Source organism: Anabaena sphaerica FACHB-251 (genome assembly GCF_014696825.1).
Taxonomy (GTDB): domain Bacteria; phylum Cyanobacteriota; class Cyanobacteriia; order Cyanobacteriales; family Nostocaceae; genus RDYJ01.
The window spans coordinates 21133-47577 of the sequence record NZ_JACJQU010000025.1 but is presented as its reverse complement, the minus strand read 5'-3'; the positions used below and the strand labels follow the sequence as shown (position 1 = coordinate 47577).

Annotated in this window: 26 protein-coding genes and 2 pseudogenes; 16 read left to right on the top strand and 12 right to left on the bottom strand. The window is 37.8% G+C overall.

The genetic code is table 11. The features are described 5' to 3' along the window. Positions 1 to 35: 35 nt before the first annotated feature. Positions 36 to 1766: an asparagine synthetase B family protein gene (locus tag H6G06_RS24540; RefSeq protein WP_190564677.1), complete on the bottom strand. Its 1731-nt coding sequence runs from the start codon at positions 1764 to 1766 to the stop codon at positions 36 to 38. A 176-nt stretch (positions 1767 to 1942) separates the two neighbouring features. Between H6G06_RS24540 and H6G06_RS24535 the strand changes: the two genes are divergently transcribed. Continuing rightward, on the top strand, positions 1943 to 2092 hold the full coding sequence (locus tag H6G06_RS24535; RefSeq protein ID WP_190564676.1) for a hypothetical protein: 150 nt from the start codon (positions 1943 to 1945) through the stop codon (positions 2090 to 2092). Further along, entirely contained in the window at positions 2085 to 2765 is a 681-nt protein-coding gene (locus tag H6G06_RS24530) for a phosphorylase family protein (protein ID WP_190564675.1), read from the top strand. The genes H6G06_RS24535 and H6G06_RS24530 overlap by 8 nt, the downstream gene beginning before the upstream one ends. Before the next feature lie 52 nt (positions 2766 to 2817). Here H6G06_RS24530 and H6G06_RS24525 read toward each other — a convergent pair whose 3' ends face one another. Further along, positions 2818 to 3054, bottom strand: a complete 237-nt coding sequence (locus tag H6G06_RS24525; RefSeq protein WP_190564674.1) for a hypothetical protein — start codon at positions 3052 to 3054, stop codon at positions 2818 to 2820. A gap of 403 nt (positions 3055 to 3457) precedes the next feature. Between H6G06_RS24525 and H6G06_RS24520 the strand changes: the two genes are divergently transcribed. Beyond that, positions 3458 to 4444 (top strand): cyanophycin synthetase, encoded by a 987-nt coding sequence (locus H6G06_RS24520; RefSeq protein WP_190564673.1) that lies wholly within the window; start codon positions 3458 to 3460, stop codon positions 4442 to 4444. Between the two features lie 339 nt (positions 4445 to 4783). On the opposite strand, the gene H6G06_RS24515 is transcribed toward H6G06_RS24520, so the two are convergent. Then, positions 4784 to 5134 (bottom strand): hypothetical protein, encoded by a 351-nt coding sequence (locus H6G06_RS24515; protein WP_190564672.1) that lies wholly within the window; start codon positions 5132 to 5134, stop codon positions 4784 to 4786. Positions 5135 to 5448: 314 nt separating this feature from the next. On the opposite strand from H6G06_RS24515, the pseudogene H6G06_RS28085 reads away from it, so the two are divergent. After that, positions 5449 to 5640: pseudogene (locus H6G06_RS28085) on the top strand (hypothetical protein); the annotation flags it as partial. Positions 5641 to 5721: 81 nt separating this feature from the next. Here the strand turns inward: H6G06_RS28085 and H6G06_RS24510 are convergent. Both H6G06_RS24510 and H6G06_RS24505 read right to left on the bottom strand, forming a co-directional pair. Next, positions 5722 to 7023, bottom strand: a complete 1302-nt coding sequence (locus H6G06_RS24510; RefSeq protein WP_242039845.1) for an adenylate/guanylate cyclase domain-containing protein — start codon at positions 7021 to 7023, stop codon at positions 5722 to 5724. Positions 7024 to 7317: 294 nt separating this feature from the next. Continuing rightward, a complete protein-coding gene (locus H6G06_RS24505) occupies positions 7318 to 7821 on the bottom strand; it encodes a pentapeptide repeat-containing protein (protein WP_190564670.1) in 504 nt (167 codons plus the stop codon). 25 nt (positions 7822 to 7846) lie between these two features. Between H6G06_RS24505 and H6G06_RS24500 the strand changes: the two genes are divergently transcribed. After that, positions 7847 to 8353: a YraN family protein gene (locus H6G06_RS24500; RefSeq protein ID WP_190564669.1), complete on the top strand. Its 507-nt coding sequence runs from the start codon at positions 7847 to 7849 to the stop codon at positions 8351 to 8353. A gap of 132 nt (positions 8354 to 8485) precedes the next feature. Here the strand turns inward: H6G06_RS24500 and H6G06_RS24495 are convergent, their stop codons facing one another. Then, positions 8486 to 8875 carry a hypothetical protein gene (locus H6G06_RS24495; RefSeq protein ID WP_190564692.1) on the bottom strand — a complete coding sequence of 130 codons (390 nt, stop codon included), beginning with the start codon at positions 8873 to 8875 and terminating at the stop codon, positions 8486 to 8488. Between the two features lie 183 nt (positions 8876 to 9058). Here H6G06_RS24495 and queA point away from each other — a divergent pair, with 183 nt between their 5' ends. Together queA and H6G06_RS24485 are read left to right on the top strand one after the other, a co-directional pair. Then, on the top strand, positions 9059 to 10183 hold the full coding sequence (gene queA / locus H6G06_RS24490) for a tRNA preQ1(34) S-adenosylmethionine ribosyltransferase-isomerase QueA (protein ID WP_190564668.1): 1125 nt from the start codon (positions 9059 to 9061) through the stop codon (positions 10181 to 10183). A gap of 270 nt (positions 10184 to 10453) precedes the next feature. After that, positions 10454 to 11599 carry a tetratricopeptide repeat protein gene (locus tag H6G06_RS24485; protein ID WP_190564667.1) on the top strand — a complete coding sequence of 382 codons (1146 nt, stop codon included), beginning with the start codon at positions 10454 to 10456 and terminating at the stop codon, positions 11597 to 11599. 133 nt (positions 11600 to 11732) lie between these two features. On the opposite strand, the gene H6G06_RS24480 is transcribed toward H6G06_RS24485, so the two are convergent. Beyond that, positions 11733 to 12428 (bottom strand): potassium channel family protein, encoded by a 696-nt coding sequence (locus H6G06_RS24480; protein ID WP_190564666.1) that lies wholly within the window; start codon positions 12426 to 12428, stop codon positions 11733 to 11735. 80 nt (positions 12429 to 12508) lie between these two features. Continuing rightward, positions 12509 to 13843 carry a TrkH family potassium uptake protein gene (locus tag H6G06_RS24475; RefSeq protein WP_190564665.1) on the bottom strand — a complete coding sequence of 445 codons (1335 nt, stop codon included), beginning with the start codon at positions 13841 to 13843 and terminating at the stop codon, positions 12509 to 12511. 114 nt (positions 13844 to 13957) lie between these two features. On the opposite strand from H6G06_RS24475, the gene H6G06_RS24470 reads away from it, so the two are divergent. The 5 genes and pseudogenes from H6G06_RS24470 (at position 13958) to coaE (ending at position 18881) form a co-directional block, all read left to right on the top strand. Further along, on the top strand, positions 13958 to 14800 hold the full coding sequence (locus H6G06_RS24470; protein WP_190564664.1) for a methyltransferase domain-containing protein: 843 nt from the start codon (positions 13958 to 13960) through the stop codon (positions 14798 to 14800). Positions 14801 to 14885: 85 nt separating this feature from the next. Next, positions 14886 to 15827: a homogentisate phytyltransferase gene (locus H6G06_RS24465; protein WP_190564663.1), complete on the top strand. Its 942-nt coding sequence runs from the start codon at positions 14886 to 14888 to the stop codon at positions 15825 to 15827. Between the two features lie 16 nt (positions 15828 to 15843). Then, positions 15844 to 16326, top strand: a complete 483-nt coding sequence (locus H6G06_RS24460) for a tetratricopeptide repeat protein (RefSeq protein WP_190564662.1) — start codon at positions 15844 to 15846, stop codon at positions 16324 to 16326. Positions 16327 to 16395: 69 nt separating this feature from the next. After that, positions 16396 to 18059: pseudogene (gene cobA, locus H6G06_RS28180) on the top strand (uroporphyrinogen-III C-methyltransferase). 186 nt (positions 18060 to 18245) lie between these two features. Then, a complete protein-coding gene (gene coaE, locus H6G06_RS24445) occupies positions 18246 to 18881 on the top strand; it encodes a dephospho-CoA kinase (protein WP_190564660.1) in 636 nt (211 codons plus the stop codon). A 156-nt stretch (positions 18882 to 19037) separates the two neighbouring features. Here the strand turns inward: coaE and H6G06_RS24440 are convergent, their stop codons facing one another. The 3 genes from H6G06_RS24440 to H6G06_RS24430 all read right to left on the bottom strand — a co-directional run bounded on the left by H6G06_RS24440 (position 19038) and on the right by H6G06_RS24430 (position 21181). Next, positions 19038 to 20432: a TldD/PmbA family protein gene (locus H6G06_RS24440; protein WP_190564659.1), complete on the bottom strand. Its 1395-nt coding sequence runs from the start codon at positions 20430 to 20432 to the stop codon at positions 19038 to 19040. A 181-nt stretch (positions 20433 to 20613) separates the two neighbouring features. Next, positions 20614 to 21030, bottom strand: a complete 417-nt coding sequence (locus H6G06_RS24435) for a hypothetical protein (RefSeq protein WP_190564658.1) — start codon at positions 21028 to 21030, stop codon at positions 20614 to 20616. 1 nt (position 21031) lies between these two features. Further along, the gene (locus tag H6G06_RS24430) at positions 21032 to 21181 is read right to left on the bottom strand and encodes a hypothetical protein (RefSeq protein WP_190564657.1); all 150 of its coding nucleotides are present in this window, start codon (positions 21179 to 21181) and stop codon (positions 21032 to 21034) included. A gap of 471 nt (positions 21182 to 21652) precedes the next feature. Here H6G06_RS24430 and H6G06_RS24425 point away from each other — a divergent pair, with 471 nt between their 5' ends. Both H6G06_RS24425 and H6G06_RS24420 read left to right on the top strand, forming a co-directional pair. Continuing rightward, positions 21653 to 21850 (top strand): hypothetical protein, encoded by a 198-nt coding sequence (locus tag H6G06_RS24425; protein ID WP_190564656.1) that lies wholly within the window; start codon positions 21653 to 21655, stop codon positions 21848 to 21850. After that, positions 21847 to 22230 carry a type II toxin-antitoxin system VapC family toxin gene (locus H6G06_RS24420; RefSeq protein ID WP_190564655.1) on the top strand — a complete coding sequence of 128 codons (384 nt, stop codon included), beginning with the start codon at positions 21847 to 21849 and terminating at the stop codon, positions 22228 to 22230. The genes H6G06_RS24425 and H6G06_RS24420 overlap by 4 nt, the downstream gene beginning before the upstream one ends. Before the next feature lie 631 nt (positions 22231 to 22861). Here H6G06_RS24420 and H6G06_RS24415 read toward each other — a convergent pair. Next, on the bottom strand, positions 22862 to 23701 hold the full coding sequence (locus H6G06_RS24415; RefSeq protein ID WP_190564654.1) for an FAD-binding domain-containing protein: 840 nt from the start codon (positions 23699 to 23701) through the stop codon (positions 22862 to 22864). A gap of 106 nt (positions 23702 to 23807) precedes the next feature. Here H6G06_RS24415 and H6G06_RS24410 point away from each other — a divergent pair, with 106 nt between their 5' ends. Both H6G06_RS24410 and bcp read left to right on the top strand, forming a co-directional pair. Further along, positions 23808 to 25730 (top strand): lipoxygenase family protein, encoded by a 1923-nt coding sequence (locus H6G06_RS24410; RefSeq protein ID WP_190564653.1) that lies wholly within the window; start codon positions 23808 to 23810, stop codon positions 25728 to 25730. A gap of 131 nt (positions 25731 to 25861) precedes the next feature. Further along, complete coding sequence (gene bcp, locus H6G06_RS24405; RefSeq protein WP_190564652.1) at positions 25862 to 26338, top strand: thioredoxin-dependent thiol peroxidase; 477 nt, start codon at positions 25862 to 25864, stop codon at positions 26336 to 26338. The last annotated feature ends 107 nt before the right edge of the window (positions 26339 to 26445 follow it).

Here is a 26445-nt window from a genome sequence, read left to right as displayed (position 1 = left end):
TCAGGGAAATCTGTTTGTTTATACTCAAGTGATTTTTACTTAATTACTAATTTTTTATTTACCTGCAACCAAATTTCCAAACTTACCAATAACCATAGTTTAACACCATATCTTCCCCAAATATCTCCTTTAAAATCTAACCAATTACGTAAAATATCCTGATTAATATAAGGTGAAATCGCACTATTTCTATTTAACAGCAATTTCCTCGCTTCCCGTTGCCAATATTTTTTAAATCCTAGTTGTACGGGAACCATCATCCCGCTTTTAGGACGATGAATAATGCTATCTGGTAAAATATCACTTACAGCTTTTTTAAAAACTGCTTTTTCTTCCACTCCTGAAAGTTTATATTCTGGGGGAATTTGCATACTTAAATCAACTACTCGCTGATCAAATAAGGGTGATAAACCTTGTAAATCTGCTGCTTGAGTTAAGTTATTCACTTTTGTTAAAATTTGATCTGCACCTTTAAATTTAATATTCAATGACATTAATCTATTTAAATAATTAGCATCAGAATTTAAATCAGCCGAAAATACAGATGATTCGTTTTTTATACTTTGGTAAATCTCTGGTTTTAAAAGTTGTGGTAAATCTAATGCACACTTTTGAAAAGAAATTAAATAAGCTTGCAGAGAATCTTGATTATTAATTGCACCATATAAACTATTAATCAACATAGGTTGATTTTTAGGTCCACCAAAGCAAGGATCTCCACCTTCTCCATTGAGGGTAATCTGTACATTTTCCCTTGCCATTCTTCCTAATAATAGGTTTGGGACTGTTAATGGATCACCGATAGGATCATCTAAATAACTCATTGTTTCCGGTAGACGTTCCCACATATCCCGGAAGGTAATTTCTAAAATATGGTGTTGGGTTTGGCAATGTTGAGCAACTAAATTAGAAAATTCTAATTCATTGGCAGTTTCTGTACCAAAATGAATTGAATAAGTATGAACTGGTGCAGTATGAATTTTTGCGGCTAATGCAGTAATGCTACTTGAATCTAAACCACCTGATAAGAAAACTCCTACAGGTTCGTTTTTTGGTAAATATTCCTGTACAACTAGCTCCAGTAAAGAACGGAGTTTTGTGCTATACCATTCTAAAGGTTGATTTATATCTATAACTTGTTCTTGTAGTTGCCAATATTGATAAATTTCCTCTGTTGGCATTTGCATTAAGGTTCCGGGACGCATTTCTCGGACATTTTGCCACAGTGTTCTTTCTCCGGGGACGAAAGCACAACAGAGGTAATCTCTCAATGCTACTAGATCTAAATCATGTGAGTGAAAAGGGTTTAGAGTTCTTAATTTTGGGGCTATCCAGCGAGTTGAACCCGTGGTAGTGTAATATAAAGTGCGGCTACCTATGGCATCTCTTCCTAAATATAATATTTGCTTCTCCCTATCCCAAACTACTAAGTTGAACATCCCTAATAATAGGTTTAGAAATCCAGAGTTGTATTTTTCCCAAAGTTGTGCAATTATTTGTTGATTACTAATATTATCATGAATATCAATCCCCAATTCTGTGAGTAGATTTTCTCGATTGCTTAACCATATATCACCAATTACGACAAATCTTTTGGTGGGACTAACTGCACAATTTTTTGGTGTAGAAATAACTGCAAATTTTTCATCTTGCCAAATGACATCTGCTGTTAAATTATCCAACTTTCCATAAGCTACACACCAACTATGAGTTACTTCAAGATGGGAAAGTTTTGATTTAGGAGTTTTAAAAAAATTAACAAACATAGATATACATACAATTCAGAATTCAGATTATTTCGTAGAGTTGGTAATGATAACCAAATCTTATTTTGAAGCTGTAAAAGGTATAAAATCTAAAGTAAGCAATAGTACGAAACAAAAAGAGATTTGGATTACATCTGAGTATAAATAATATCTTAGGGTCAACTAAAAAAATATGTATGGCATTATTATATACTAAAAATATAAGCAGTGAATTTACAGCAGCAGCCAGAGATGAGCATTCATCCACTATAAATTACCAATTACCAATTACCAGCCTTGCAAGATATGACAATCATTTAAACAGACCTGATATTACCCATGATTAACACAATTTTAGTACCCCAAGGAGCAGAATACCAAGCCGTGTGTAGCGGGTTAAATCGTGTCCCTGGTTTTCAATCCAAGGTGATAGCTGTTCCTATTGGTATGCAACCACTGTATCAATTCTTAGAAAAAAATTGCCAACATCTAAATCAACTAAATCAAAAAGTCCTACTGATGGGTTTATGTGGGAGCTTAAATCAGCGTTACAGCGTTGGTAATATTGTTCTCTATCAAGATTGTTTTTATCAAGGAAATCTGCAAGCGTGTGATAGTAACTTTACCACAGATATACATAACCAACTTGGGGATAAAGTATCTTTTGTGAAGGGATTAACGAGCGATCGCGTGATATCCTTAGCAAAGGAAAAACGTAATTTACATGAAAAATCCGGTGCTGATGTTGTCGATATGGAAGGAGTCGCGTTTCTAGAATTTTTCCAGCAACTTGGGGTATCAACAGCAATGTTACGAGTCGTCAGTGATGATGCTTTCCATGATATACCTGACCTCACAACAGCTATCAGCGCCGATGGTTCACTTCAACCTTTACCCCTAGCCTGGAAATTAATTTGCCAACCTCTGGCTGCTACTCGGCTGATTCGCGGTTCCTTACAGGGACTCAAAGTATTGGAAAAAGTAGCTTGCTGTTTAGCAAGTCCGCAAACTACGAGATAGATCCCCGACTTCTCAAAGAAGTCGAGGATCTGAGTATCACACAACTCAAAGCTTAAATTGCCGCTTCTTCCCGCTGAGAATCAAAGAACATCTCGAAAGAACTATCAGGTACTATTTGGCGTAAGTGCTGAATATAACCGTCGGCATCTGACCGACTACGGAATCTAGCAACAATCACACGCTCTTGATTCGCAACCACACGAGCTATAGCCCAAGCATTCAGCCGATTTCTATAAGAAATTGCCTGATTTGTTGATTTGGTATCTTTGTAATCTGTGTTTTGTGGCATGATTATATTATCCGTATGAATTTGATTGATTGGCGTTAGTGCGTCTCTTAGGGGGGATAGCACTAGCGCCTTTAATTGATGATGCCACCTTGTTATTACATAATTCTTGGATTGTCAATACTTAGTGCAACACATTTGTTTTTACTAGGCAAGAAAACTTAGATAAATGGAGTTTACAGAGTGGTCAGGATACACAAATCAAGTTCACTAAAACAATGCTGAATGCTTTGTAAATAAAACCACATCTCGTCTAGTAAAATAGTTACATCTTACTTAAATATCTTACTTAAATATCAATTTCTCAATACATATAGCATTCCTCAATAATATGTGAGAAAATATGTTGCGTATTCTCCCTTACCTATCTCTAGGATAAAGTTTACAGTTATCACAGGAATGCTATATGAGATTAACTACATCAATTTTAAAAAAAGTAGCTATAGAAATGGGTGCTACTGTTTTAATTGAACCTGAATATGAATTAATTGGACATATTACTTTTGAAAATGGGAAAAAAACCGTTTTTGATAATACTAGACTCAATATTAATGGTTTTGGTTCTGCATATTTAGCTCAGGATAAAGGCTTCTCGAATTATTTTTTGCAGCAACTTGGTTACAGAGTTACAGAGGGTAAAACATTTTTTAATGAAAAAATGTGTGCAAAAATAGCCAACCCTAGAAATATCCATGATGGTTGGGATTATGTCCAAGAATTAGGATTACCTGTAATTGTTAAACCGTTAAATCTCAGTTTAGGAATCTTAGTTACGAAAGTATCTGACCAATCTGAATACTATCAAGTTGCAGAAAAAATTTTTAATATTCATCCTGGACTAATAGTAGAAAGATTTTATAATGGTAATGACTTTAGAATTCTAGCTTTAGATAATGAAATAATTGCTGCTTATCAAAGAATTCCCTTATCTGTAACTGGTGATGGGCATTCTACTATTTTGCAATTACTAGAAACAAAACGCGAACAGTTGATAAAGACAGGTGAAAAGATATTAATTGATTTAGAAGATTTCCGCATTATTCAAAAATTACACAAGCAAAACCTCACTTTTGATAGTGTAATTAGGAAAGATACTTTAGTTTATCTGTTAGATAATGCTAATCTATCTACTGGAGGTGATTCAGTAGATTTCACGGAAAATATTCATCCTGATTTTCAGAAATTAGCGATTAATATCACTAAAGATATGGGTTTGAGATTAGCAGGTGTAGATATCCTTACCACTGATATTACTCAACCATTGGTAGATTATACTCTATTGGAAATTAATAGCGCCCCTGGTTTAGCTCATTATGCTTTTCTTGGTGAGATGCAAATACAGAAAGTAGAAGATTTATATCGCAAAATTCTCCAAGCATTAGAAAACGAATAAATGTGGTAAGAATTCAGGAGTCAGGAGTCAGAAGTCCTAACTCCTTAGAGGATGTCTGAGAGGGTGTTTGAAAAGTCTCAATCCATACTAACCCTGCCGAATATAATTCGCGGCTGCACAGACAAAACCCACCTCCGTGGGTTAGAAACCCTTGATTTTTTATTACTTGTGTAGTAGTGTTCGCGCCAGCGTGGCGAAGCCATATTATATTCGCCCAAAACTTTTCTTTTTCGTGTTCTATACTTGTAGACCCCCTAAATCTCCCTTAAAAAGTGGGACTTTCATTGCGTAAGGGGGATCTCGATAAAATCTGATACTTATCAGATATCCTCGTTTAATTCACAAATTTTTATCTAGTAGAGATTCAAATTCCGCTTGTAAGGCTTTGATATCTGCCACTCTAGCCACTAGTAAATTATCTCTTCCCGCATCTTTTAACCTGGTTTTCCAATATTGAATACTTTCTGCATTGTTCAACCAAAACTCAATCACAGTGTCTACAACTTGATCTAAATTCCAACCTCCAGATGCTGGAACTGATTCCACAGATTCTAGAAACGCATCTAGTGTACAAGTATCGGTTCCGAAGTATTCTATACGTTGGGGCTGAGATTTTTGCATATTCTGTTGTTGGTGATCGAAAAAGTACAAAACTGGAGATACTCCTACAATGTCAAAAGTATATTCCATTCAGTCCTCCAAATCAGTTGTCAGTGGGAAAAGGCAAAAGGCAAGAGCCAAGAGGATTCTCTCAGATTTAAGGTGTACCGAATTTTTTCAAAGTTCCAATAGCAGTCCTATAGTATTTCTATATATTCAAATATAACTACAGAAACGTAGAATTACAACTTCAATGACAGGTTTTTAAAATTATGCAAAATTTATTTATAATTTAGCACTTGTTGACTGAGAGTGCTAATTTAAATTCAGCTTATTTGATGTATTATGAAATAGTTTCTAGCATTAATTAAGGAGGAAAAATTATTTTTAATAGTTTCTTAATTATTGCATTCACCAATGGTAGAGGTGAATTAGCAGCGTTGTCTGTTGCCTGTTTATGGGCGATCTCATCTGTGGTATATGGAGTATTGGGGCAACGGATTCCACCGTTACAGCAGAACTTAATTAAAGGGATAATTGCGATGCCTACTGCGGGCGAAGCCATCGCACTCCTGCTAATTACAGTAATAGTTGCAATTATCGGATTGGCTTATTATTATACCAAGCATAGTCCAAAAAACCACAGTATAGAAATTACAGCAGGGAACAGGTAATAATTACCCATTACCAATTAAAAAATAAGTTGTCACTTCACCTCTACCCTTGACTTGAATTTCTCCCCGCTTTTCTAATTCGTACTCATCTTTGAGGTGCAGATAAGTTGTTTCAGAAACTTGAATTTTACCGACAACGCCGTGAGATTCCATGCGACTAGCTAGGTTAACAGCATCACCCCATAAATCATAACTAAACTTTTTCAAACCAATCACCCCAGCAACGACAGAACCAGTATTAATACCAATTCGCAGTTGAAATGATTGGCCTGTTGCTGTTTTAAATTGAGAAATACTCTGTTGCATATCCAGCGCCATTTGAGCAACTGCGATCGCATGATCTGAGCGTGGAGTAGGTAAGCCACCAACTACCATATAAGCATCACCAATAGTCTTGATTTTCTCTAAGCCATAAAATTCTGCTAACCTATCAAAACTGGAAAAAATCTGATTGAGTGAGTTGACTAATTCTATCGGGGATATTTGAGCAGCTAAACCAGTAAAATTGACAAGATCAGCAAAAAGAATTGTTACCTCATCAAATCGGTTAGCAATCGGACTTTGTTCCTGCTTCAACTGTTGGGCTATCTCTGCGGGTAAAATATTCAGCAGCAAGCGTTCTGACTTTTCCTGTTCATCTCGTAGACAAGCTTCAATCCTTTGGCGATCGCTAATTTCTTTTCGCACTCTTTGAAACATTTGTTTAAAAGCCTCAATCACCTCACCCATCTCATCTTTACGTTCAATAGATAAAGTAGAAAAAGGTGGATCATCTAAATCCGCACTAATAGCTTCACCCGCAGCTACCAAATCATCTCGCAGCAACAAAATTGGCCTAATTACCGTTATTCCCAAAGTTAACATCGTGGAGAGGGTGACAAAAACCGAGATCACTAAAACCAATCCAGCAATCCGTATTAAAAAAGCATACAATTCTACTTGCACAGCAGCAGAGTTGTGACGTACAATCAGGATATATTTTGTCTGCGGTTTGGGAATAGACCAAGCGACATCGTAGCGTTTTCTATCCTGACTTCTCCATCGAAAAACTTTAGCTTTACCCAAAGAATCATAGGAAATAGTAGGTTGCTCACCAAATTTTTCCACCAATTTTCCATTAGCTTGGTAAAGCACTCCTCCCAGAATCACAGACTCAGGTTTGAGTTTTTTAGTTGTCATGGTCAACATTTCTTCAGGATCTTCTCCTTGCTCAAGTTTGTAAACAAGGGAAGAAAAAACTTCGTTAGAAACATTCTCCAGCTTTGATAACAGTTCATCTTCTCGTCGCAAGTAAGATGGTATCAAAATTGCTATTTCAACAACTACAATACTAGTGAATACCCAGGTAACAATGGACCTGGATAGCCTAGCTTGAAAAAGCTGTAGGAAAATTTTTAAATGGGTGAACATCCAGCCTTCTCCTTCAATAGTACTGAGTGCTTTAAACGCCTGGAGGGTTCCTTCCCATAGGCTGTGTTGAGTAATACATCATAAATAACTCTTTTTATTTTCTTTGTCTCAACACATAACTCTTGTTACGCTAACAGCACTCAGCACTGTTGTAGTCAAATTAACTCAATCCTGAAGATTGATCACCATCTAGGGGCAAAATAAAGTATCCCGTGTATCCCTACCCGTTACAGGATTAGTACCTTTAGCCAGTTTGCATAATTTATCTTGCTCATCCCGACGCAACAGTACATCAGTAAAATCTGCTCCGTCAACTATAGCACCATCAAATTTAGCACTAGCAGCAAACGCACCTTCTAACACTGCATTGGTTAAATTTGCTTTAATCAGACGTGCAGAATCCAAAGTAGCATTGGTGAGATCAGCCCCTACCAAGTTTGCTGACTCTAGATTAGCTGCAAAGAAGCTCACACCACGCAAGTTAGCACCACTGAAATTGCTCTGACGAAGATTAGCTTTGGTAAAGCTGGAATCTGTTAAATCACGTCCAGAAAAATCAGCTTCAATCAAGATTTCTTTGTTGTATTCTAGAGCCGAAGCCGTTGATGTTAAACCGACTAATGCTGTCATGGGAATAATTGCCCAAAGCAGTAAACTGAGTATGAGTGACAAAAATCGATACTTTGTATTCATGGTAATTTTTCACTATTTTTAATTCATGCCTAAACCTCCTGCATCTAATTATGCTGATATCGGTGACATAGGAGAAGACCTAGTAGCACAATGGTTACAATCTACAGGTTGGGAAATTCTGCACCGTCGCTTTTCTTGTCGCTGGGGAGAAATTGATATTATTGCCCAGTATCACGATCAAACAGCAACAGTAACCCAGCAAACCCCTAATCCTCAAAACTCAATACTGGCATTTGTAGAAGTGAAAACCCGCAGTGCAGGTAGTTGGGATGCCGGAGGGAGAAATGCTATCACGTTACAAAAGCAAGCAAAACTCTGTAGCACTGCTGAAATATTTTTAGCTCAGTATCCTGAAAAAGCCGATTATCCGTGTCGCTTTGATGTGGCTATTGTCTTTTCTCAACGCTTGTCAAAAAAACTTGAGGGGACGCTAGTTACCCCAGAATCCCTAGCTAGTTTATCAATAGCTGGGTATAATTTTAAGCTGCTTGAATACATACCAGCAGCTTTTGATATGCCAGTTATTAATTAGTGGTTGGTAATTGGTAATTGGTAATTGGTAATTGGTAATTGGTAATTAGTAATTGGTACTTGGGAAAAATGTTTACCCAGTCCCCAGTCCCCAGTCCCCAGTCCCCAGTCCCCAGTCCCCAGTCACTTCTTTTCACGCCAAAGTTTCTGGACAATAGCCCAAACCTCGGACAAATTGTTGTCGGAATGCTTCGATTTCCTCTTTTTCTGGGCTACCATGAGATACAATAGCTACTTGGTAGCGACGCATCACATCCACGGGATGCTGTCCCGCCTCCAAGCTCCAAAGTGCCATTTGTACCCTCATGGGTGGCTCGTAACTAATTCCTAATTCATTGAAGAAAGCCCGAAAATCACCATCTTCTTGGGCTGAGATAGGCTCTCTAAGTTTGATTCTCACTACCCAACCATCAATTTGATGAATTACGGTGATGAAGGAAACAGGAGTTTGGGGTCTACTGTGCAGGTGTTGAACGACCCTGAGCGTTAGACTAGCATTTGCCAGGTAATATAAATATTCCATGATGGTGTTTGGGATCAAATCCAATCCTACATCTATATCTTCCTGAATAAAGGATAGTTCCCGGTAGGGTAAAAGTCCCCGTTTTTGTATGGGGAGATTTACCCAATTTTGGTAATTTGTCATTGGTCAGTTGTTATTTTTCTCCCTTTTACCTGTTACCTGTTACCTGTTCCCTTTGAAAAAATGTCTAACTTAGAGATTCAAGATGTTGATTTAGACCGTTCATTATCTGGGTATGATTACGAACTTCCGACTGAACTGATTGCCCAAAATCCGGCTGTACCCAGAGATAGTTCACGTTTACTGGTGGTAAATTCTCCCAATACAGGTAAGGAAACACCAGCCCTCAACTACATTTTCCGGGATTTGTCTGAACTCCTACAACCGGGGGATTTGTTAGTGATGAATAATACAAAAGTTATTCCAGCAAGGTTGTATGGTCGCAAGTCTACGGGGGCTGTGGTGGAAGTGTTGCTGTTGGAAGAAAGACAGCATAACTGTTGGTTAGCTTTGGTGAAGCCAGGAAAGCACTTCAAGGTGGGAACTAAGATTATTTTTGATGGGGACAGATCAGCCTTGGGTACTGAACTGAGGGCTACAGTTGTGGAAAGAGATGAAGCAACTGGGGGGCGGTTGTTGCAGTTTGATGTACCGGAGAATATGTCTTTAGTGCAGGTGTTGGAGAAATTTGGGGAAATACCTTTGCCTCCTTATATCAATGCGTCAACTGCTGCTGATGAACAGTATCAAACTGTATACGCTCAGGAACAAGGAGCGATCGCTGCACCAACGGCAGGTTTACACTTTACACCAGAGCTTTTCCAAAAATTGCGCGATCGCGGCATTAATCAAGCTTTTTTAACTCTGCACGTGGGAGTCGGTACTTTTCGTCCTGTGGAAGTGGAAGATGTGACTACTCACCAAATGCACGCAGAATGGATTGAAGTTAGCGCCGCCACAGTAGAGCAAATCCGCGCTACTAAAGCTGCTGGAGGGCGAATTATTGCTGTTGGTACTACAGTAGTCCGGGCTTTAGAAGGTGCTGCACAATCTGGGTCTTTACAACCTTATGTGGGTAAGGTAAATTTATTTATTTATCCTGGTTATCAATGGCAGGTGGTAGAGGGTTTAATTACCAATTTTCACCTACCCCGTTCTAGTTTGCTGATGCTGGTAAGCGCCTTGATTGGTAGAGAAAGGTTGTTGAAGATTTATCAACAAGCGATCGCATCTCAATATCGTTTCTATTCCTTTGGTGATGCCATGCTAATTTTGCCAGCAGCAACTCTTAATGCTGGTGATTGGTGATTGGTGATTGGTGATTGGTGATTGGTGATTGGGGACTGAGAAGATGAATAACCTAATTACCAATTCCCTGTTCCCTGTTCGCTATTCCCTGTTCCCTATTCCCTATTCCCTATTCCCTATTCCCTGTTTCCTGTTCCCTGTTCCCTGTTCCCTGTTCCCTGTTCCCTGTTCCCTGTTCCCTACGAATTATGAATTGAATTGTGAATTTTTGATGTAGTTATGGGTACTCTGATGTTGTGAGGATCTCAACTTTAAATACAGGGCTGCTATATGTCTAAAAAACTGCAATTTAATCAGTGCTTACACAGTCAATTTAAAGGAACATTTTACAAAAGTTCTGTACAGCGATTGGGACTTCTGTTTGCTTCCTCTGCATTTTTAGTGTTGGCTTTACCGGCTATTGATTTACCTGGTAGTAAGTTGTTGGCGCAAAATGTGGTTTCTCAGGATTTGGATGCAGCTATGTTTTACCAACAGGGAGTTACACGCTATAACCGCAAAGACTTACAAGGTGCAGAATCAGCCTTTCGTCAAGCATTGCAGCGAGATTCCAATATTGGTTTGGCACGGAATTATTTAGGCAATATCTTGATGGAGCAAAATCGTCTAGATTTAGCTGTACAAGAATATGGGGAAGCAGTTAGACTTATTCCCAATTTTGGCGAGGCTTATTACAATTTGGGGTTAGCTTTGCAAAAACAGGAACAGAAAGAAGCAGCGATTACTGCTTACCGACAAGCTTTGGTCATAAATCCGACGATGGCATCTGCTCACTATAATCTAGGTTTGCTCTTGTATGAACAAGAACTGCGTGAGGAGGCGATCGCATCTTATCAGCGAGCTATTAATTTAGATAGCAGTAATGTGAATGCTTACTTGAATTTAGCGATCGCTCTCCAGCAAGAAGGTCAAACAGAACAAGCAATTTCTAACTATCGTCAAGTCTTAAAGCTTGATCCTAAAAATACTGTAGCTTATAACAACTTGGGCAGTCTTTTAGTCATTCAAGGTCAACCTTCAGAAGCTATTGCCGTTTACCAACAAGCTATTCGCCAAAATACCAAAAATGCTTTAGCTTACTATAACTTAGGAGTAACTTTATATAATCAGGGAAATCTCAAAGAAGCTAATCAAGCATTTAAACGCGCTCGTCAAGAGTATGGTCAACAAGGAAATACAGAACAAACCTCAAAAATTGACGAGATGACCCAGAAAATTTCCCAATACTTAGCACCAAAAAAACCTGAAGTTAATCAAACAACAACTCCCACTCCTAGCGGTGATGTAGTGTTGCCACCACCTGAGCAAGCAACACCAGTTAATCCGACTAATGAGCCTAATACCTTTCAACTACAGCTACCACAGCCAGAACAAATGCCAACAGAACCAACAAATTCCAACTCAAATCAGAAGTGAAATTATAGCTGAGGAGGTTGGGAGATGGCGAGATGGGGAAATGGGGAGATGGGGAGATGGGGAGATGGGGAGGAAGAAAATTTTAGATTTTAGATTTTACACATTAATAATTTCTGCCTCCTGCCTCTTGCCTTCAAATTGGTAAACGATTAATATCTTTATTACAGCCAATCACTACCATTGCTGAACCCCGCTCTAATCGCTTAGATGGGTCAGGATTAATTTTAAATTTACCATCCTGACTCACTGCCAATAAATTTAAACCATAACGATTCCGAAGTTGAATTTCCGCAACAGTTTTATTGTGGAATTCATCAGGGACAATCAACTCAACAATACTATGATCTGGATCAAGGTCAAATCGATCTAGAATTGATGGTTTAGTCAGTGTTCTTGCTAAAGCACAACCAGCTTCATATTCAGGGAAAACTACATGATCTGCCCCCACTCTTTTTAACAGCTTGCGGTGAACTTCACTAGAGGCTTTAGCAACTACATGAGGTACTCCAGCTTCTTTCACGTTGAGAGTAGTAATAATGCTTTCTTGAACATAGTTACCAATTGCCACAATTACTGTATCAAATTCAAAAATACCAGCTTCTTTGAGTGCAGCAGGTTCAGTTGAGTCTAGTTGTACAGCATGACTAACTATTTCCTCAGTTAATGCTTCTGAAACTAGCTTTTCATCAACATCTGTAGCCAGAACTTGATAACCTAAATTATGCAGTGTAGAACAAACAGAACGACCAAAACGACCTAACCCAATTACAGCAAATTGCTGGTTATCCTGGCGTAAACTGCGAAAAAACTTTAATGATGAAAGGTTCATAATTTGTCATTAGTTATTTGTCATTTGTCATTTGTCGTTGGGTTATGAAACTCCCTATCTTCCCAGTCCCCAGTCCCCAATTAACCAACAAGTAAATTTTCTTCAGGATAGTGAACTCTGCTAGGACGAGGATCACCTAATATAGCTGACATTGATAATAAAACACCGACTCTGCCAATATACATTGTGATAATTAAAATCAGTTTTGCTGCTGTGGAAACACCAGCGGTTATACCTGTAGATAAGCCTACTGTAGCAAATGCTGATACCACTTCAAACAGAATTTGAATAAACTCTAATTTCGGGTCTGTGAGACTAATTAAAATTGTTGCCCCAATCACAGTAGCTAGAGAACCAACAACTACACCTACAGCTTTTAATATCAGTGATATTGCTATCTTCCGATCATACAGTAAAACTTCTTCTTTCCCTTGGAGTATAGTTTTTGTACAACTGGTGAGAACTCTCAATGTAGTAGTTTTTATACCTCCACCTGTACCACCTGGACTTGCACCAATAAACATTAATGCAATGGTGATAAATAAACCTGCATCAGTCATTTTGCCAATATCGATGGTGTTAAATCCAGCTGTTCTAGGTGTGACAGATTGAAACCATGCTAATAATAATTGGTCAGAAAAACTAAAATTCCCAAAGGTTTGAGGATTCCTAACTTCTATACAAAGAAAGGCAACTGTTCCCAACACTAAAAGCAACAAAGTCGTACTGGTTGCTACTTTAAAATCTAGAGAAAATACTATGGCATTGGGTTTCTTTAACAGTCTATCACGCAACCATAGATACATATCTAAAATTACCTGATAACCAATTCCTCCAAAAATAATTAATCCTGTCACGGTGAACACTACTAACAAAGAAGTTTGATAACCGATTAAATTATCCTTGAACAGACTAAAACCTGCATTATTAAAAGAATTGACACTATGAAATATTGCTAACCACAATCCTTTATCCCAACCATATTCAGGAACAAAAACTGGTAGTAATAAAAAGATACCCGTGATTTCAAAAATCATGGTTGTAGCTATAATTGAACGGATAATTTGCGTACTACCACTCATTCCTGGACGGTCTAAAGCTTGTTGAATTGCTACTTTTTGCTGCAAGTCAAATCTTCTGCCAATTAACAAAATCAGAAAGGTGGTAGTTGTCATGTATCCTAAACCACCAATCTGCACCAACAGTACCATAAACAGTTGACCCCAAAAGGAAAAATAAGTCCCAGGATCAACTACTGATAAACCTGTAACACAAACTGCGGAAGTAGAAGTAAAAAGTGCTACAGTTGGGTCATTCCACATACCATTACTAGTTGAGAAAGGCATCATTAACAGGATGGTTCCTGCTAGGATGACAGCCAAAAATCCCAAGCAGATTGTGCGAGCAACAGTCATAAGTAATTCAAAATTTTCCTATAAAAGCAAAATCGCCTTATCTAATTAAATACACAGATGGTAGCCTAGCAATATGTTTTTTTTAATTTGGCTTGATCTTCATCTGGTAGATTCATGAGTACAACACTTTATCAGCAAATTCAACAATTTTACGATGCTTCCTCTGGTTTGTGGGAACAAATTTGGGGAGAACATATGCACCACGGCTATTATGGTACAGATGGTAAGCAGCAAAAAGACCGTCGTCAGGCGCAAATTGATTTAATCGAAGAACTGCTGAACTGGTCAGGGGTAAAGGATGCAGACCATATCCTTGATGTAGGTTGTGGAATTGGTGGCAGTTCTTTATACTTAGCCCAAAAGTTTAATGCCAAGTCAACGGGAATTACTCTCAGCCCTGTACAAGCCACTAGAGCGACCCAACGAGCCTTGGAAGCTAATTTGGGTGCAAGAAGTCAGTTTCTGGTTGCCAATGCTCAAGAAATGCCTTTTGCTGATAATTCGTTTGACCTGGTGTGGTCGCTAGAAAGTGGTGAACATATGCCAGATAAAACTAAGTTTCTGCAAGAGTGTTATCGGGTGTTAAAGCCTGGTGGTACTCTGATTATGGTAACTTGGTGTCATCGACCTACGGATCAGTCACCACTAACTGCGGATGAGCAAAAGCATTTGCAGGATATCTATCGGGTTTATTGTTTGCCTTATGTGATTTCGTTGCCAGAGTATGAGGAGATCGCTCATCAATTACCATTAAACAACATTCGCACGGCTGATTGGTCAACTGCTGTTGCTCCTTTTTGGAATGTGGTTATTGATTCGGCTTTTACTCCCCAGGCATTTTTGGGATTACTGTTTTCTGGTTGGAGTACAATTCAAGGGGCGCTTTCTTTGGGGCTGATGCGTCGAGGTTATGAACGGGGATTAATTCGGTTTGGTTTGTTATGTGGACAGAAATAATTGATAATTTGTAATTTGTAATTTGTTACAAGCCTATGGATTTATCTGTAGGTTGAATCTAAAATCTAAAATCCAAAATCGAGTAATGAATCAGTTTTCTCAACAAAATTCGCCTATTTTTCCGGGAAGTTGGCTTTATGCTTTGTGGAAGTTTTCTCGACCACATACAATTATTGGCACAAGTTTAAGTGTGTTGGGTTTATATTTGCTGACTCTAGGTGTCACTTCTACAAGTTTTTCTGGAGTGCATTTAGGTCAACTTTTAGGAACTTGGTTAGCTTGCATATCTGGAAATATCTATATTGTTGGTTTAAATCAGTTGGAAGATGTGGCAATTGATAAAATTAATAAGCCTCATTTACCTATAGCTTCAGGAGAATTTACTAAAGAACAAGGCAATTTAATTGTCATTATTACTGGGATTTTAGCTTTGGTTTTAGCTTGGCTAAATAGTCCTTTTTTATTGGGGATGGTGGGAATAAGTTTAATTATTGGTACTGCTTATTCTTTACCACCTATTCGCTTGAAGCAGTTTCCTTTTTGGGCAGCATTGTGTATTTTTTCGGTGCGAGGAACTGTTGTTAATTTAGGACTGTTTTTGCATTTTAGCTGGTTGTTGCAAAGAAGCCAAGGTATACCTGCTGCTGTATGGGTTTTGACGGTATTTATTTTGGTGTTTACATTTGCGATCGCTATCTTTAAAGATATCCCCGATATGGAGGGCGATAAACTTTACAATATTACTACTTTTACCCTCCAACTAGGACAACAATCAGTATTTAATCTTGCCCTTTGGGTGTTAACTGTTTGCTATATGGGGATGATTTTTGTTGGTGTGTTCAGGATAGCTGAAGTTAACCCCATCTTTCTGTTTATTACCCATATCATACCCTTGATTGTGATGTGGAGACAAAGTAGGAAGGTAGACTTACAAGATAAAAGCGCAATTTCGCAGTTTTATCAGTTTATCTGGAAACTGTTTTTCATCGAATATCTAATTTTCCCTATCGCTTGTATTTTAGCTTAAACTTTAGCTTGAAATTATGTTAGAAAATTCACCCACTAGTAATATTGTCGCTATATCTTTAGTAGCTATCAGTATAGGCTTACTAATTTATTTTGCTTGGAAAACGTTGATAACTTCAAATTTATTTCAAAAAGGAGTTAATCTATTTCAAGCCAAAGATTATGAAGGAGCAGAAGCCGCTTTTCGTAAGGTGATTGCTATTAATTCTACTAATGATGTAGTGCGGTTATTATTGGGTGATATTTTAAATTACCAAGGTAAAATTGAGGAAGCTAAAGAATTATTCAGTGCTGTAATTAGTCGCAGTCCCAAAAATGCCGATGCTTATTTGAGATTAGCAAATATTTTACTACTGCAAAAAAATCCAGAAGAGGCAATAAAGAACTTACAAACATCAAAAGCTTTATTCCAAAAACAGCGTCAACCTCAAAAAGCAGCAACCATAGATAAAATTCTCAAAGAAATAGGGAACAGGGAACAGGGAACAGGGAACAGGTGACAGATGACAGGTGACAGGGAAGAGGTTACAGGGAAGAGGTTTTTACCAATGACTAATGACTAATGACTAATGACTAAAAAAGTTTACATCGTTGGTGCGGGTCCTGGAGATGTGGCTTATTTAACTGTTAAAGCCTATCGTCTCTTGGCATCTGCTGAGGTTTTAATTTATGATGCTTTAGTAGATAGCGAATTGTTAGACTGTGTACCAGCAGATTGTTTAAAATTAGATGTTGGTAAACGTGGTGGTAAACCTAGCACTCCCCAGGTTGAAATTAACAATTTATTGGTGAAGCATTGCCTGGAAGGTAAACAAGTTGTTAGACTTAAATCAGGTGATCCATTTATTTTTGGACGCTGTATTTATGAAATTGAAGCCCTAAAAGCTGCTGGTTGTGAATTTGAAGTGATACCGGGAATATCTTCAGCGTTAGCAGCACCTTTATTAGCAGGAATACCCCTAACAGATACCGTTCTCAGTCGCTGTTTTGCTGTGTTGACAGCACATGAACCAGAGGTTTTAGACTGGGAAGCACTATCAAGATTAGAAACTTTGGTAATTTTGATGGGGGGAAAAAATCTAGCGGAGATAGTCTATCAACTGCTACGATATGGGCTATTGCACTCCACACCCATTGCTATCATCCGTTGGGCAGGAACTCCTAGTCAAGAAGTTTGGACAGGTGAACTGGGTAATATTTTGGCACAAACTGCTGATTTATCTCTTTCCCCTGCTGTAATTGTTATTGGTGAAGTTGTAAGATTACGGGAGTTCCTATAGAATAATGAGATACCCAATTTGTATAATAAGTTGCGGATATTATCATTCACCAATTAGTGAGGATTGGTACATAACATAAAAAAATATAAACTGTTATCAATTACTCCTCTGCCAACTATAAAATCGTGCATAGCAATATCCCTATATCCCCATCCTCCCATCCTCCCACTTGTCCCCTCGCAGGTAAAACCATCTTAGTTACCCGTTCAGTTGGACAGTCCAGCCAATTTAGCGATCGCCTGACCGCCGAAGGTGCTACAGTAATTGAATTACCCGCTTTAGAAATAGGTCCTCCTTCCAGCTGGCAACCTTTAGACCAGGCAATATCTAAGTTATCAACTTTTAACTGGTTAATTTTCACTTCCACTAACGGCGTAGACTACTTTTTTAGCAGACTCCAAGCCAAAAGTAAAGATAAAAGCGCCTTAGCTAGGGTGAGAATTGCCGTTGTGGGTCAGAAAACAGCCCAAAGTCTTAAAAAACACAATATTCAACCAGATTTTATTCCTCCCCACTTTATTGCTGATTCTTTAGTTATCAACTTTCCGGAAAACCTAGCAGGTAAAAAGATTTTATTTCCCAGAGTTGAAAGCGGTGGAAGACAAGTTTTAGTCAAAGAATTAACGTCCAAGGGTGCAGAAGTCATCGAAGTTCCCGCTTATGAATCTTTCTGTCCCCAGACTATTCCTCCAGCAGCAGAAATAGCTTTGCAACACCACGCCTTAGATGTCATTACCTTTGCTAGTTCTAAAACTGCACAATTTTTCTGTCTATTAACAGCAACTAAATTTCCCGAAGGAATCACACATTACTTAGACAAAACTTGTATTGCTTCCATTGGGCCCCAAACTTCTAAAACTTGTTTTGATTTATTTGGTCGTGTCGATTTAGAAGCGGAAGAATACACTGTAGATGGTTTACTCAAAGCAATTATTCAATGGGCTAGTAAGTGATTGGTGATTGGTGATTGGTGATTGGTGATTGGTGATTGGTGATTGGTGATTGGTGATTGGGTAAATATAAATTAATAACTAATAACTAATGACTAATAACTAATGACTAATAACTAATGACTAATAACTAATGACTAATAACTAATGACTAATAACTAATGACTAATAACTAATAACTAATAACTAATGACCAAACGCTTAATAGGTTTAACTGGGGGTATTGCTACGGGTAAAAGTACAGTGGCTAATTATTTAGCTACTACTTATAATTTACCGATTTTAGATGCAGATATTTATGCCAGAGAAGCAGTATCTGTTGGTTCACCTATCCTCGCACAAATTGCCCAACATTACGGTAAAGAAATTTTACTTCCAGATGATAATTTAAACCGTCTAAAACTGGGAGAAATAATTTTTAATCAACCAGAAGAACGTGATTGGGTAGAAAATATTATTCATCCTTATGTAAGGAATTGTTTTTCTCAAGCTATTCATGAATCATCTGCAAATACTTTAGTTTTAGTTATTCCTCTATTATTTGAAGCTGGTTTAGAAAATTTAGTGAGTGAAATTTGGGTGGTTTCTTGTTCCGCAGAACAGCAAAAGCAAAGATTAATTCAACGTAATAATTTAACCGATGAACAAGCCGCAGCAAGAATTAATAGTCAGTTAGCAATAACAGAAAAAATTGCCCGTGCTGATGTGGTTTTAGATAATTCTTCTAGTTTAGAATCGCTTTTACAACAGGTAGATGAGGTGATGAAAAGTAGAACCTTTAATTTACGTTCCCCGTCAGAGTCAGGGAAGGAGGTCAGGAGGTAGAAGAAGGCGTTGCTGAATTAGGGTATGAAATTGAAAAATCAATGATTTCAAACTCTTACTCTCTGTGACTGGAGCGCCTCTGCGTGAAACAAAATCATACTCTTAATCAGTAACGCCAAATAACTGTTCCCTGTTCCCTGTTCCCTTCTTGAGAAATTAACTTTCTCCCCCCACAACTACATCACGAATACGCAAACTCGGACCACCGCAACCAACAGGTAAACCGTTTTGTCCACCTTTACCACATCCACCTGATTCATCCCAGTAAAAATCATCACCTATCGCTTCTATATCTGCGAGGGTTTGGAAAACATTACCGGAAAGGGTGACATCCTTCACAGGTTCAGCTATTTTACCATTTCTAATCATCCAAGCTTCCCCGGCGCTAAAGGTGAACATTTCCCCGTTTGTCATCCCACCTAACCAGTTACGAGCATATACGCCTTCTTTAATACCAGTAAATAAGTCGGCAACTGGGGTATTACCTCGTTCAATCCAGGTATTTGTCATCCTGACAATGGGAGAAAAGTGATAATCGAGACAACGTGCATTACCTGTAGGTGCTTCTGCTAATTTGCCCGCAGTTTCACGAGAATGCAACCTTCCGACTAAAACCCCATCTTTGATTAATTGCGTCGTTGTCGCAGGTGTGCCTTCGTCATCGTAAAAATAACTACCTCTATGGCCTTGGGGAGCAGCACCATCAAAAATTTGCAGTTCTTGGGGACCAAAACGCCTTCCCAGGGTCATAACTTCGAGTAAATCAGGGTTTTCATAGGCCATATCCGCTTCAGAAAGATGCCCAAAAGCTTCATGGACAAATAAACCGCTAAGTATTGGATCAATCACTACGGTATAAGTGTTACCTTTGACTGGTGGTAAGGATAAAGCCGTAACTGCCCTTTCAGCGGCACTTTTAACTTGGGGATCTAAATTTACTAAATCTTCGTAGGCTTTGCGTGAACCTACGGTTTCTCTCCCAGTTTGTACGGTGTCGCCATTTCTGGCTGTAGCCGCAAAGCGCATTTCCATATCTAGCCAAGATTGCTCAATCAGGGTTCCTTCTGAGGTAGCAATAATCACTCTTTGGGCGCTATCACCATAGCGGACTGAGGTGGTGGTGATGCGGGGGTCAACACTTTTTAATAATTCAGTATAGCGATCGCACAATTCTTTTTTCTGTTTTAGGGAAACTGTACGCGGATCGATACCTGTCAGAGGTAAATTACATATAGCTTGTATTGGATCAATGGGTGCGAGTATAGTTTCTTCATCTCCCACTATTCTAGCTGCTGCGATCGCTTCTTCTATCCTTTCTTGAATAGTAACCAACTGGTTGAAACTACTTAGTCCCCAGCCACCTTTATAACAAGCACGAACATGGCCACCAATAGAAATGCCTTCACTGAGGGTTTCTACTTTGTCACCACGCAATAAAATATCTGTTCCTTCTGCTTCTTCTAAACGAATCATCAGATAATCAACGCGGGAGGAATAGCGGGATATCAGATCAGAGAGTAAATTTTGTACGTCAGCAAGTAGGTTAGGCATTTTGGTTAGTGATGATCACGAACTATACAGCAGAATATGGCTTACGCCACGCCACGCTATCAGGAGTCAGGAGTCAGGAGTGAAACAGGCTAATGTGTATAGGTTTCAATTTTGATTCCATACCTCATTGATCTGCAATCTGCTATATTTATTTTCTAACTATTTAGGTCAATTTTTATATTCATTCAAAAACATATTTTTCAGCTACTTTCCAATAACGGGAAAATCGCTGCAAGTCAATAAATCCATCATAATCGAAAAATGCTTCTACTTCATATACTTCTAACTGTAAAGATTTTTCAACTTGATGACAAATATCTTGAAATCTGGGACTGGGACTATTTGTGGTGACAACTAAATTAGCATCATATTCTTGAGCAAATTTGATAATTTCTTCAGCTACGTTTCCCCGACGAATTTCTACAGGTAATTCTAGTAAACATTCATAAATAAAAGTTAGGCGTTTTAAACTGAGTTGCCATTCTTCTATTAAAGCATCATCCCAAACCCAAACTGCTGGAGTGTTAGGATATTCTTGTAATGTTGGGTTTTGGGGACTTAAACAATCTCCATTTATCCAAATAATTGGTTTATTCATATCAGATAGATTTTAACAAAGCTTCCTTAAATTCTATCGCAGTTTGAAAATATATTTGCGGTTTTTCTGTTAAAGCTAAATCTATAACTTCTATATATTGTTTTCCTGATAGTTTCCCTGTGGTAATAGTGAGGGTAACGGTAGATGGCATTTTTTTATAGTTTATTATTTTGGGGTTCAATCAATATTATATTCGGTTTGTGCTTTTTTTTGCTCACGCAGAGTCGCAGAGAGAATATGAGTTATTTGTATGTGATTTGAGAAAAAAAGTTTTTTTGCAATAGATGGGGGTCTATTCTCATTATTATTGAGAATGGTGTCAATAAGCCAACGATTTTTGGTGATTTCAGCTTGGGGGATTGACAGTGTTCCGAGTTTTGGGTATGCTTATGGTATCAATGGGAAAGTGTGCGCCCATATATATAAGGTTTTTATTCATCAAGATAATTATTTCCCAAATAAATCTGAGAAGCAGGGAAATGAGAAAGTAAATATAGAACTGGTATTTGATTTTTGAAATTATCTGTGTAGAGAGGGAACAGGGAACGGGGAACAGGGAACAGGGAAAGTGTACGGAGTGTTTTTCAAGAATCAAATATGATTCCTATAGGAAGATGAAACTATGCCACTAATCAAAATACCAAGATATTATCTTGTATCTCAGGATGAAGATTCAATTACAGTAGATGTACCAGAGTCAATGCTTTTACATTGGAAAAAGGACTATGAAAAAATTACTCAAGCTAAAGGAATTTTAAAGCATAAAAAAGAAGCAATGCTGACTCATTTAGATACTCTGCGTCAGGAGTGGGACGAATGAGATATGTTTATGATACAAATATTTTTATTTACTATTTAGCCGATGAATTAACAGTTAGTTCATTTTTTACAGAAAAATTCTTGAATTTGCACGAAGTTCTGGTTTCACCTATTATCCGCATTGAATTACTGAGTTTTTCAGGTTTATCAAAAGAGGAGGAACAGTCTATTGAAGATTTGCTATCCCAGTTTAACACCATTCCATTTTTACGAGAGATTGAAGATCAGACAATCAAATTAAAACGACAGTGTAAAATTAAACTTCCTGATGCAATTATCGCTTCTACAGCCATAAATCAAGACGCAGTTTTACTGACAAGAAATGTTAATGATTTTCAAGGAATTGCTGGATTAAAGATTGAAAATCCTTTTGTTAATTAATTGTCTGATAGCGAAGCGTGGCGTAGCCATATCAGGATTTACATTTACAGGATTTGAGGATTTACAGGATGTGATTGAATGATTGTTTTTTGGAAGTTGGGGATTTCTTCTGTCTTAATCAGGATGTCCAGGATTTGAGGATTTACAGGATGTGATTGATAAATTTGTTGTGGGGATTTTTTAATGTGGGTGAAAATGACGGTGTTGGAAGTTTAAAACCCTATATATATTGCGCCCACAGATTCCCACTCATAACATAAGTGTACAATAATCTTTTCGACTTGTCAAGTCTAAAAATTTGTCAGAATCAGGATAACCAAGATTTAAGGATGTACAGGATGTGGTTGATAAATTGGTGGTTGGGATTTTTGTGATCATATGCGATCGCCAAAAAAAACAAGAAACTTCTTTTCTTCCTTCGTGTCCTACCCTTAGGGAACACCTTCGGTGAACGTGTCTTCGTGATTGATTAAAAACCCTATATATATTGCACCCACAGATTTCCACTCATAACATAAGTGTACAACAAATTTTTCGTCTTGTCAAGTCTTAACATCACAAAAATATCAAAATACGAAACTTCAGATGCAAACTTATATCCTGGTCATCCTGATTCTGACAAATTAAAATTTTACCTGCCTTTTTTCCCCTTTTGCCAACTTTGACTATTCGGCTTTTTACTAAACTCACCGTTCGGAAAAAGTCGCGCTTCCAACTCCTCATAACTACCTTCAAAATCACAATTTCCATACAGCGGACATTGACGACAATAAACCCCTTCTGTGTAACGTTCTAAATTTTCCCGATTGAAAAAATAAGGTTTGTGGCTAAAGGTACTCGCTACCCATTGCCATGACATATTATTACTTGCTGGGTCGCCATCTAGCAAATGTTGTAAAAACCATTTTGCGCCGGCTTGCCATTGAATACGTCGCCAATGGATAATATAAGCTGCTAACCACATTCTGATGTGATTGTGTATATAGCCAGTTTCTCGCAACTCCTGACTAAAACTATCAATACAAACCAGTCCTGTCTTCCCTTCCGTGATATCTTCCGGTAACTCTACTGCGTAGTCTGCTGGTTTATAGCCGGTTTTGTATTCTTCTTGATTTTGCCAAATATTGTTTCCTAGTTTAGCATATAACCTTTGCCAGTAGTCGCGCCAAGCTAATTCATTAATTAGTTTAGTCGCATTTTCTCGATTTTCCACACGCGCCAGGATATCTTCTCGAATTTCTCGTAAACTCAATACGCCGTAACGAATATAAGGTGATAATCTAGTAACTGCACCAGTTAAAGAATTACGTGTTTTTGCGTAAGTGATAGGATCAACTTTCTTGAGTTTTTCTGCTGCTGCTTTCCTTCCTCCCACAGTGCTGCTAATGTGATCATCTCTTTCTGCGGCTTTGGGGAATTGTTCGTGCAGGTAAGCTATTAATTCCTCTCGACTGGTAAAATCACGTAACATAGTTTTATTGGTTTAGATTTAAATGTAACGACAATCTCAATTAGTGGCATTTTAAATATAACTATATTATCCTCTACCTTATATCAAGTATTACCAGGAGCTAATTATGACAAAATACTCATCTTTGCAAGAACAACAAGGTTACTATCGCTATGATCCTAATAACTTGGATCAAAAAGGATATGCACGTTTATTTCCCTACACTGGGGAAGATGGCGTTATACGTTACATTTTAACCAAACTAGGTCAAAATCTGTTAGAACAAGGGAAACTCTCAGAACCTTGGACTTTATTACTGACACAGTTAGATAAAAAAGTTGCACATTTGGAGGAAAATTGGTTAAATATCTCGACTTTATTGGTAGAATGTGAAGTTTTTCAGTCGGGATGGTTTAATTTTTATTTACCTCCCCATGAACAATTTAATAGTAGTTATATCCGGGAAAGAAAAAAGTTAATCCAAACAATTTCTGCTGTAAAAAAAGCAGTCGAATCTGTAGATAAAAATCTACCGACACTCAAAAGAAATGAAGCACAAAGAAAGTTATTTTTTCAAGCATTAGCTAAAACTGCGGATGTTAAACCTCCATTTATGAGTATAGTGCATGAACGAGAGGGAGGTTTGAGCGATAAGGAATTTGTCCGTCAACGTTTAGCAGGTGCTAACCCGACAATTATCCGCCGAGTGCAAGCAAATGACCAAAATTTTCTTCAAGCTTTAGCTACTCAACCTTACAAGTTAGCTAATAATGGTGATATCGATTTAATTAAGTCTGCGAGTGAAAGCCGTTTGTTTATTGCTGACTATCCAATTTTGAAAGATTTGAAAATTACAGATTTACAACCTGGTAAATATGTGGGTAGTCCAGTAGCTTTATTCCATCGCACAGATAAAGGTTTAGAACCTGTACTAATTGAATTAGAAAAAGGTAGAGTTGTGACTCCCGGAATTATAGGAGAAGCAGCAGATGATTGGATGAAAGCAAAATTATACTTTCAAACTGCGGATGCTACCCATCATGAATTAATTGCTCATTTGGCTTATACTCATTTAGCAATGGAAGCATTAGCTGTTGCGACTCCCAGACAGTTACCAGGTAATCACCCAGTTTATCAATTATTATCTCCCCATTTTAAGTTTTTAATTGCCATTAATAACCGGGGAAATGATATATTATTATCAGCAGGAGCAGCGATTGATAATTTGATGGCTCCCACCATCGAAACTTCTTCCAAGTTGATGAATAAGGCTTATCGAGAAAAGTCTTTTTGGTATTATTCTCTATTAAATGATATCGAAGTCCGGGGAATAGAACCGAAATTATTACCAGATTTTCCCTATCGGGATGATGCTTTGTTATTATGGGAAGCGATCGCAAAATACACAACGCGCTATCTACAACGTTACTACCCAGATGATAAAGCAGTCATACAAGATGCCTATTTACAAAATTGGGCTGAAGAACTCAGCGCACCTTTAAACACCCGTCCTAAATCAGACTTTCCCCAAGCACCCGCATGGTTTCCCAAAGAACTAGTAGCAGCATCAGGAATAGAACCTCAAGAATTACCTTCTTATCCCCGTGTACCAGGGTTTACAAAAATAGGCAGTTTGCAACAATTAATCGACATTGCAACCATCACCATTTTTACCTGTGGACCCCAACACGCAGCCTTAAATTTTAGTCAATACGATTACTTTAGTTATGTCCCCAACGCACCTTTAGCAATTTATAGCCGACCAGATACACCAGCTAGTTTAGAGGAAATGTTACCCTCAACAGACAGAGATTTAGAGCAAATGCAATTAACCTTTGCATTAAGTGGAATTAATTGGAGTAAATTAGGAAGTTCTGATTTTATTCAATTTGCAGATAAAATTGATAAACAAATCCTAGCACAATTTCAAAATGATTTGTTAGAGATTGAACGCAAAATTAAAGATCGAAATCAGCAACGTTTAACAGATAGCGGTGTTGAATATCCTTATCTTTTACCTTCTCGCATTCCCAATAGTATTAATATTTGAGGAGAAAAGATTTATAATTAACCGCAGATGGACGCAGATGAACACAGATAAATTAATAATTTATTATCTTACTATCTGCGTTTATCCGCGTTTATCCGCGTTGAAAATTATTTATTTTTCATCATTCCATCATGACTAACATTCCCCAAACCGGACAACCAGCACCTGAATTTTCCCTCCCAGACCAAAACGAAAAACTTGTTACCCTTACTGACTTGAACCAGTGGATAGTCCTTTATTTCTACCCCAAAGACGACACCCCTGGATGTACAACAGAAGCCAAAGATTTTACAGATTTAGCAACAGAATTTACCGCTTTAGGTGCTAAAATCATGGGTGTTAGTCCAGATTCTAGCAAATCCCATTGCAAATTTATTGATAAACATAAGCTATCAATTACCCTATTAAGTGACCCCGAACATCAATTAATAGAAACCTATGGTGCGTGGCGTTTAAAGAAATTTATGGGTAAAGAATATATGGGCGTTGCTCGTTCAACTTTCTTGATTTCACCTAATAATATTATCGCCTATTCTTGGCCAAATGTCAAAACGAAAGGTCATGCTCAAGCAGTATTAACAAAATTGCAAGAACTAGCCGCTAAATAAACAGTTCGTAGTGAGCGATTTATCGCTCTTACCAAGATTTTATTAATTTATTTATGGTCATCTTATCGTTTATTTTCAAACTGTTAATTAATTTTAACTTTGTCTGA

Bases quoted from the DNA above. Each gene is read 5' to 3' on its own strand.
- H6G06_RS24540 (WP_190564677.1), bottom strand. From the start codon at position 1,766: ATGTTTGTTAATTTTTTTAAAACTCCTAAATCAAAACTTTCCCATCTT.
- H6G06_RS24535 (WP_190564676.1), top strand. From the start codon at position 1,943: ATGGCATTATTATATACTAAAAATATAAGCAGTGAATTTACAGCAGCA.
- H6G06_RS24530 (WP_190564675.1), top strand. From the start codon at position 2,085: ATGATTAACACAATTTTAGTACCCCAAGGAGCAGAATACCAAGCCGTG.
- H6G06_RS24525 (WP_190564674.1), bottom strand. From the start codon at position 3,054: ATGCCACAAAACACAGATTACAAAGATACCAAATCAACAAATCAGGCA.
- H6G06_RS24520 (WP_190564673.1), top strand. From the start codon at position 3,458: ATGAGATTAACTACATCAATTTTAAAAAAAGTAGCTATAGAAATGGGT.
- H6G06_RS24515 (WP_190564672.1), bottom strand. From the start codon at position 5,134: ATGGAATATACTTTTGACATTGTAGGAGTATCTCCAGTTTTGTACTTT.
- H6G06_RS24505 (WP_190564670.1), bottom strand. From the start codon at position 7,821: ATGAATACAAAGTATCGATTTTTGTCACTCATACTCAGTTTACTGCTT.
- H6G06_RS24500 (WP_190564669.1), top strand. From the start codon at position 7,847: ATGCCTAAACCTCCTGCATCTAATTATGCTGATATCGGTGACATAGGA.
- H6G06_RS24495 (WP_190564692.1), bottom strand. From the start codon at position 8,875: ATGGAATATTTATATTACCTGGCAAATGCTAGTCTAACGCTCAGGGTC.
- queA (WP_190564668.1), top strand. From the start codon at position 9,059: ATGTCTAACTTAGAGATTCAAGATGTTGATTTAGACCGTTCATTATCT.
- H6G06_RS24485 (WP_190564667.1), top strand. From the start codon at position 10,454: ATGTCTAAAAAACTGCAATTTAATCAGTGCTTACACAGTCAATTTAAA.
- H6G06_RS24480 (WP_190564666.1), bottom strand. From the start codon at position 12,428: ATGAACCTTTCATCATTAAAGTTTTTTCGCAGTTTACGCCAGGATAAC.
- H6G06_RS24475 (WP_190564665.1), bottom strand. From the start codon at position 13,843: ATGACTGTTGCTCGCACAATCTGCTTGGGATTTTTGGCTGTCATCCTA.
- H6G06_RS24470 (WP_190564664.1), top strand. From the start codon at position 13,958: ATGAGTACAACACTTTATCAGCAAATTCAACAATTTTACGATGCTTCC.
- H6G06_RS24465 (WP_190564663.1), top strand. From the start codon at position 14,886: ATGAATCAGTTTTCTCAACAAAATTCGCCTATTTTTCCGGGAAGTTGG.
- H6G06_RS24460 (WP_190564662.1), top strand. From the start codon at position 15,844: ATGTTAGAAAATTCACCCACTAGTAATATTGTCGCTATATCTTTAGTA.
- coaE (WP_190564660.1), top strand. From the start codon at position 18,246: ATGACCAAACGCTTAATAGGTTTAACTGGGGGTATTGCTACGGGTAAA.
- H6G06_RS24440 (WP_190564659.1), bottom strand. From the start codon at position 20,432: ATGCCTAACCTACTTGCTGACGTACAAAATTTACTCTCTGATCTGATA.
- H6G06_RS24435 (WP_190564658.1), bottom strand. From the start codon at position 21,030: ATGAATAAACCAATTATTTGGATAAATGGAGATTGTTTAAGTCCCCAA.
- H6G06_RS24430 (WP_190564657.1), bottom strand. From the start codon at position 21,181: ATGCCATCTACCGTTACCCTCACTATTACCACAGGGAAACTATCAGGA.
- H6G06_RS24425 (WP_190564656.1), top strand. From the start codon at position 21,653: ATGCCACTAATCAAAATACCAAGATATTATCTTGTATCTCAGGATGAA.
- H6G06_RS24420 (WP_190564655.1), top strand. From the start codon at position 21,847: ATGAGATATGTTTATGATACAAATATTTTTATTTACTATTTAGCCGAT.
- H6G06_RS24415 (WP_190564654.1), bottom strand. From the start codon at position 23,701: ATGTTACGTGATTTTACCAGTCGAGAGGAATTAATAGCTTACCTGCAC.
- H6G06_RS24410 (WP_190564653.1), top strand. From the start codon at position 23,808: ATGACAAAATACTCATCTTTGCAAGAACAACAAGGTTACTATCGCTAT.
- bcp (WP_190564652.1), top strand. From the start codon at position 25,862: ATGACTAACATTCCCCAAACCGGACAACCAGCACCTGAATTTTCCCTC.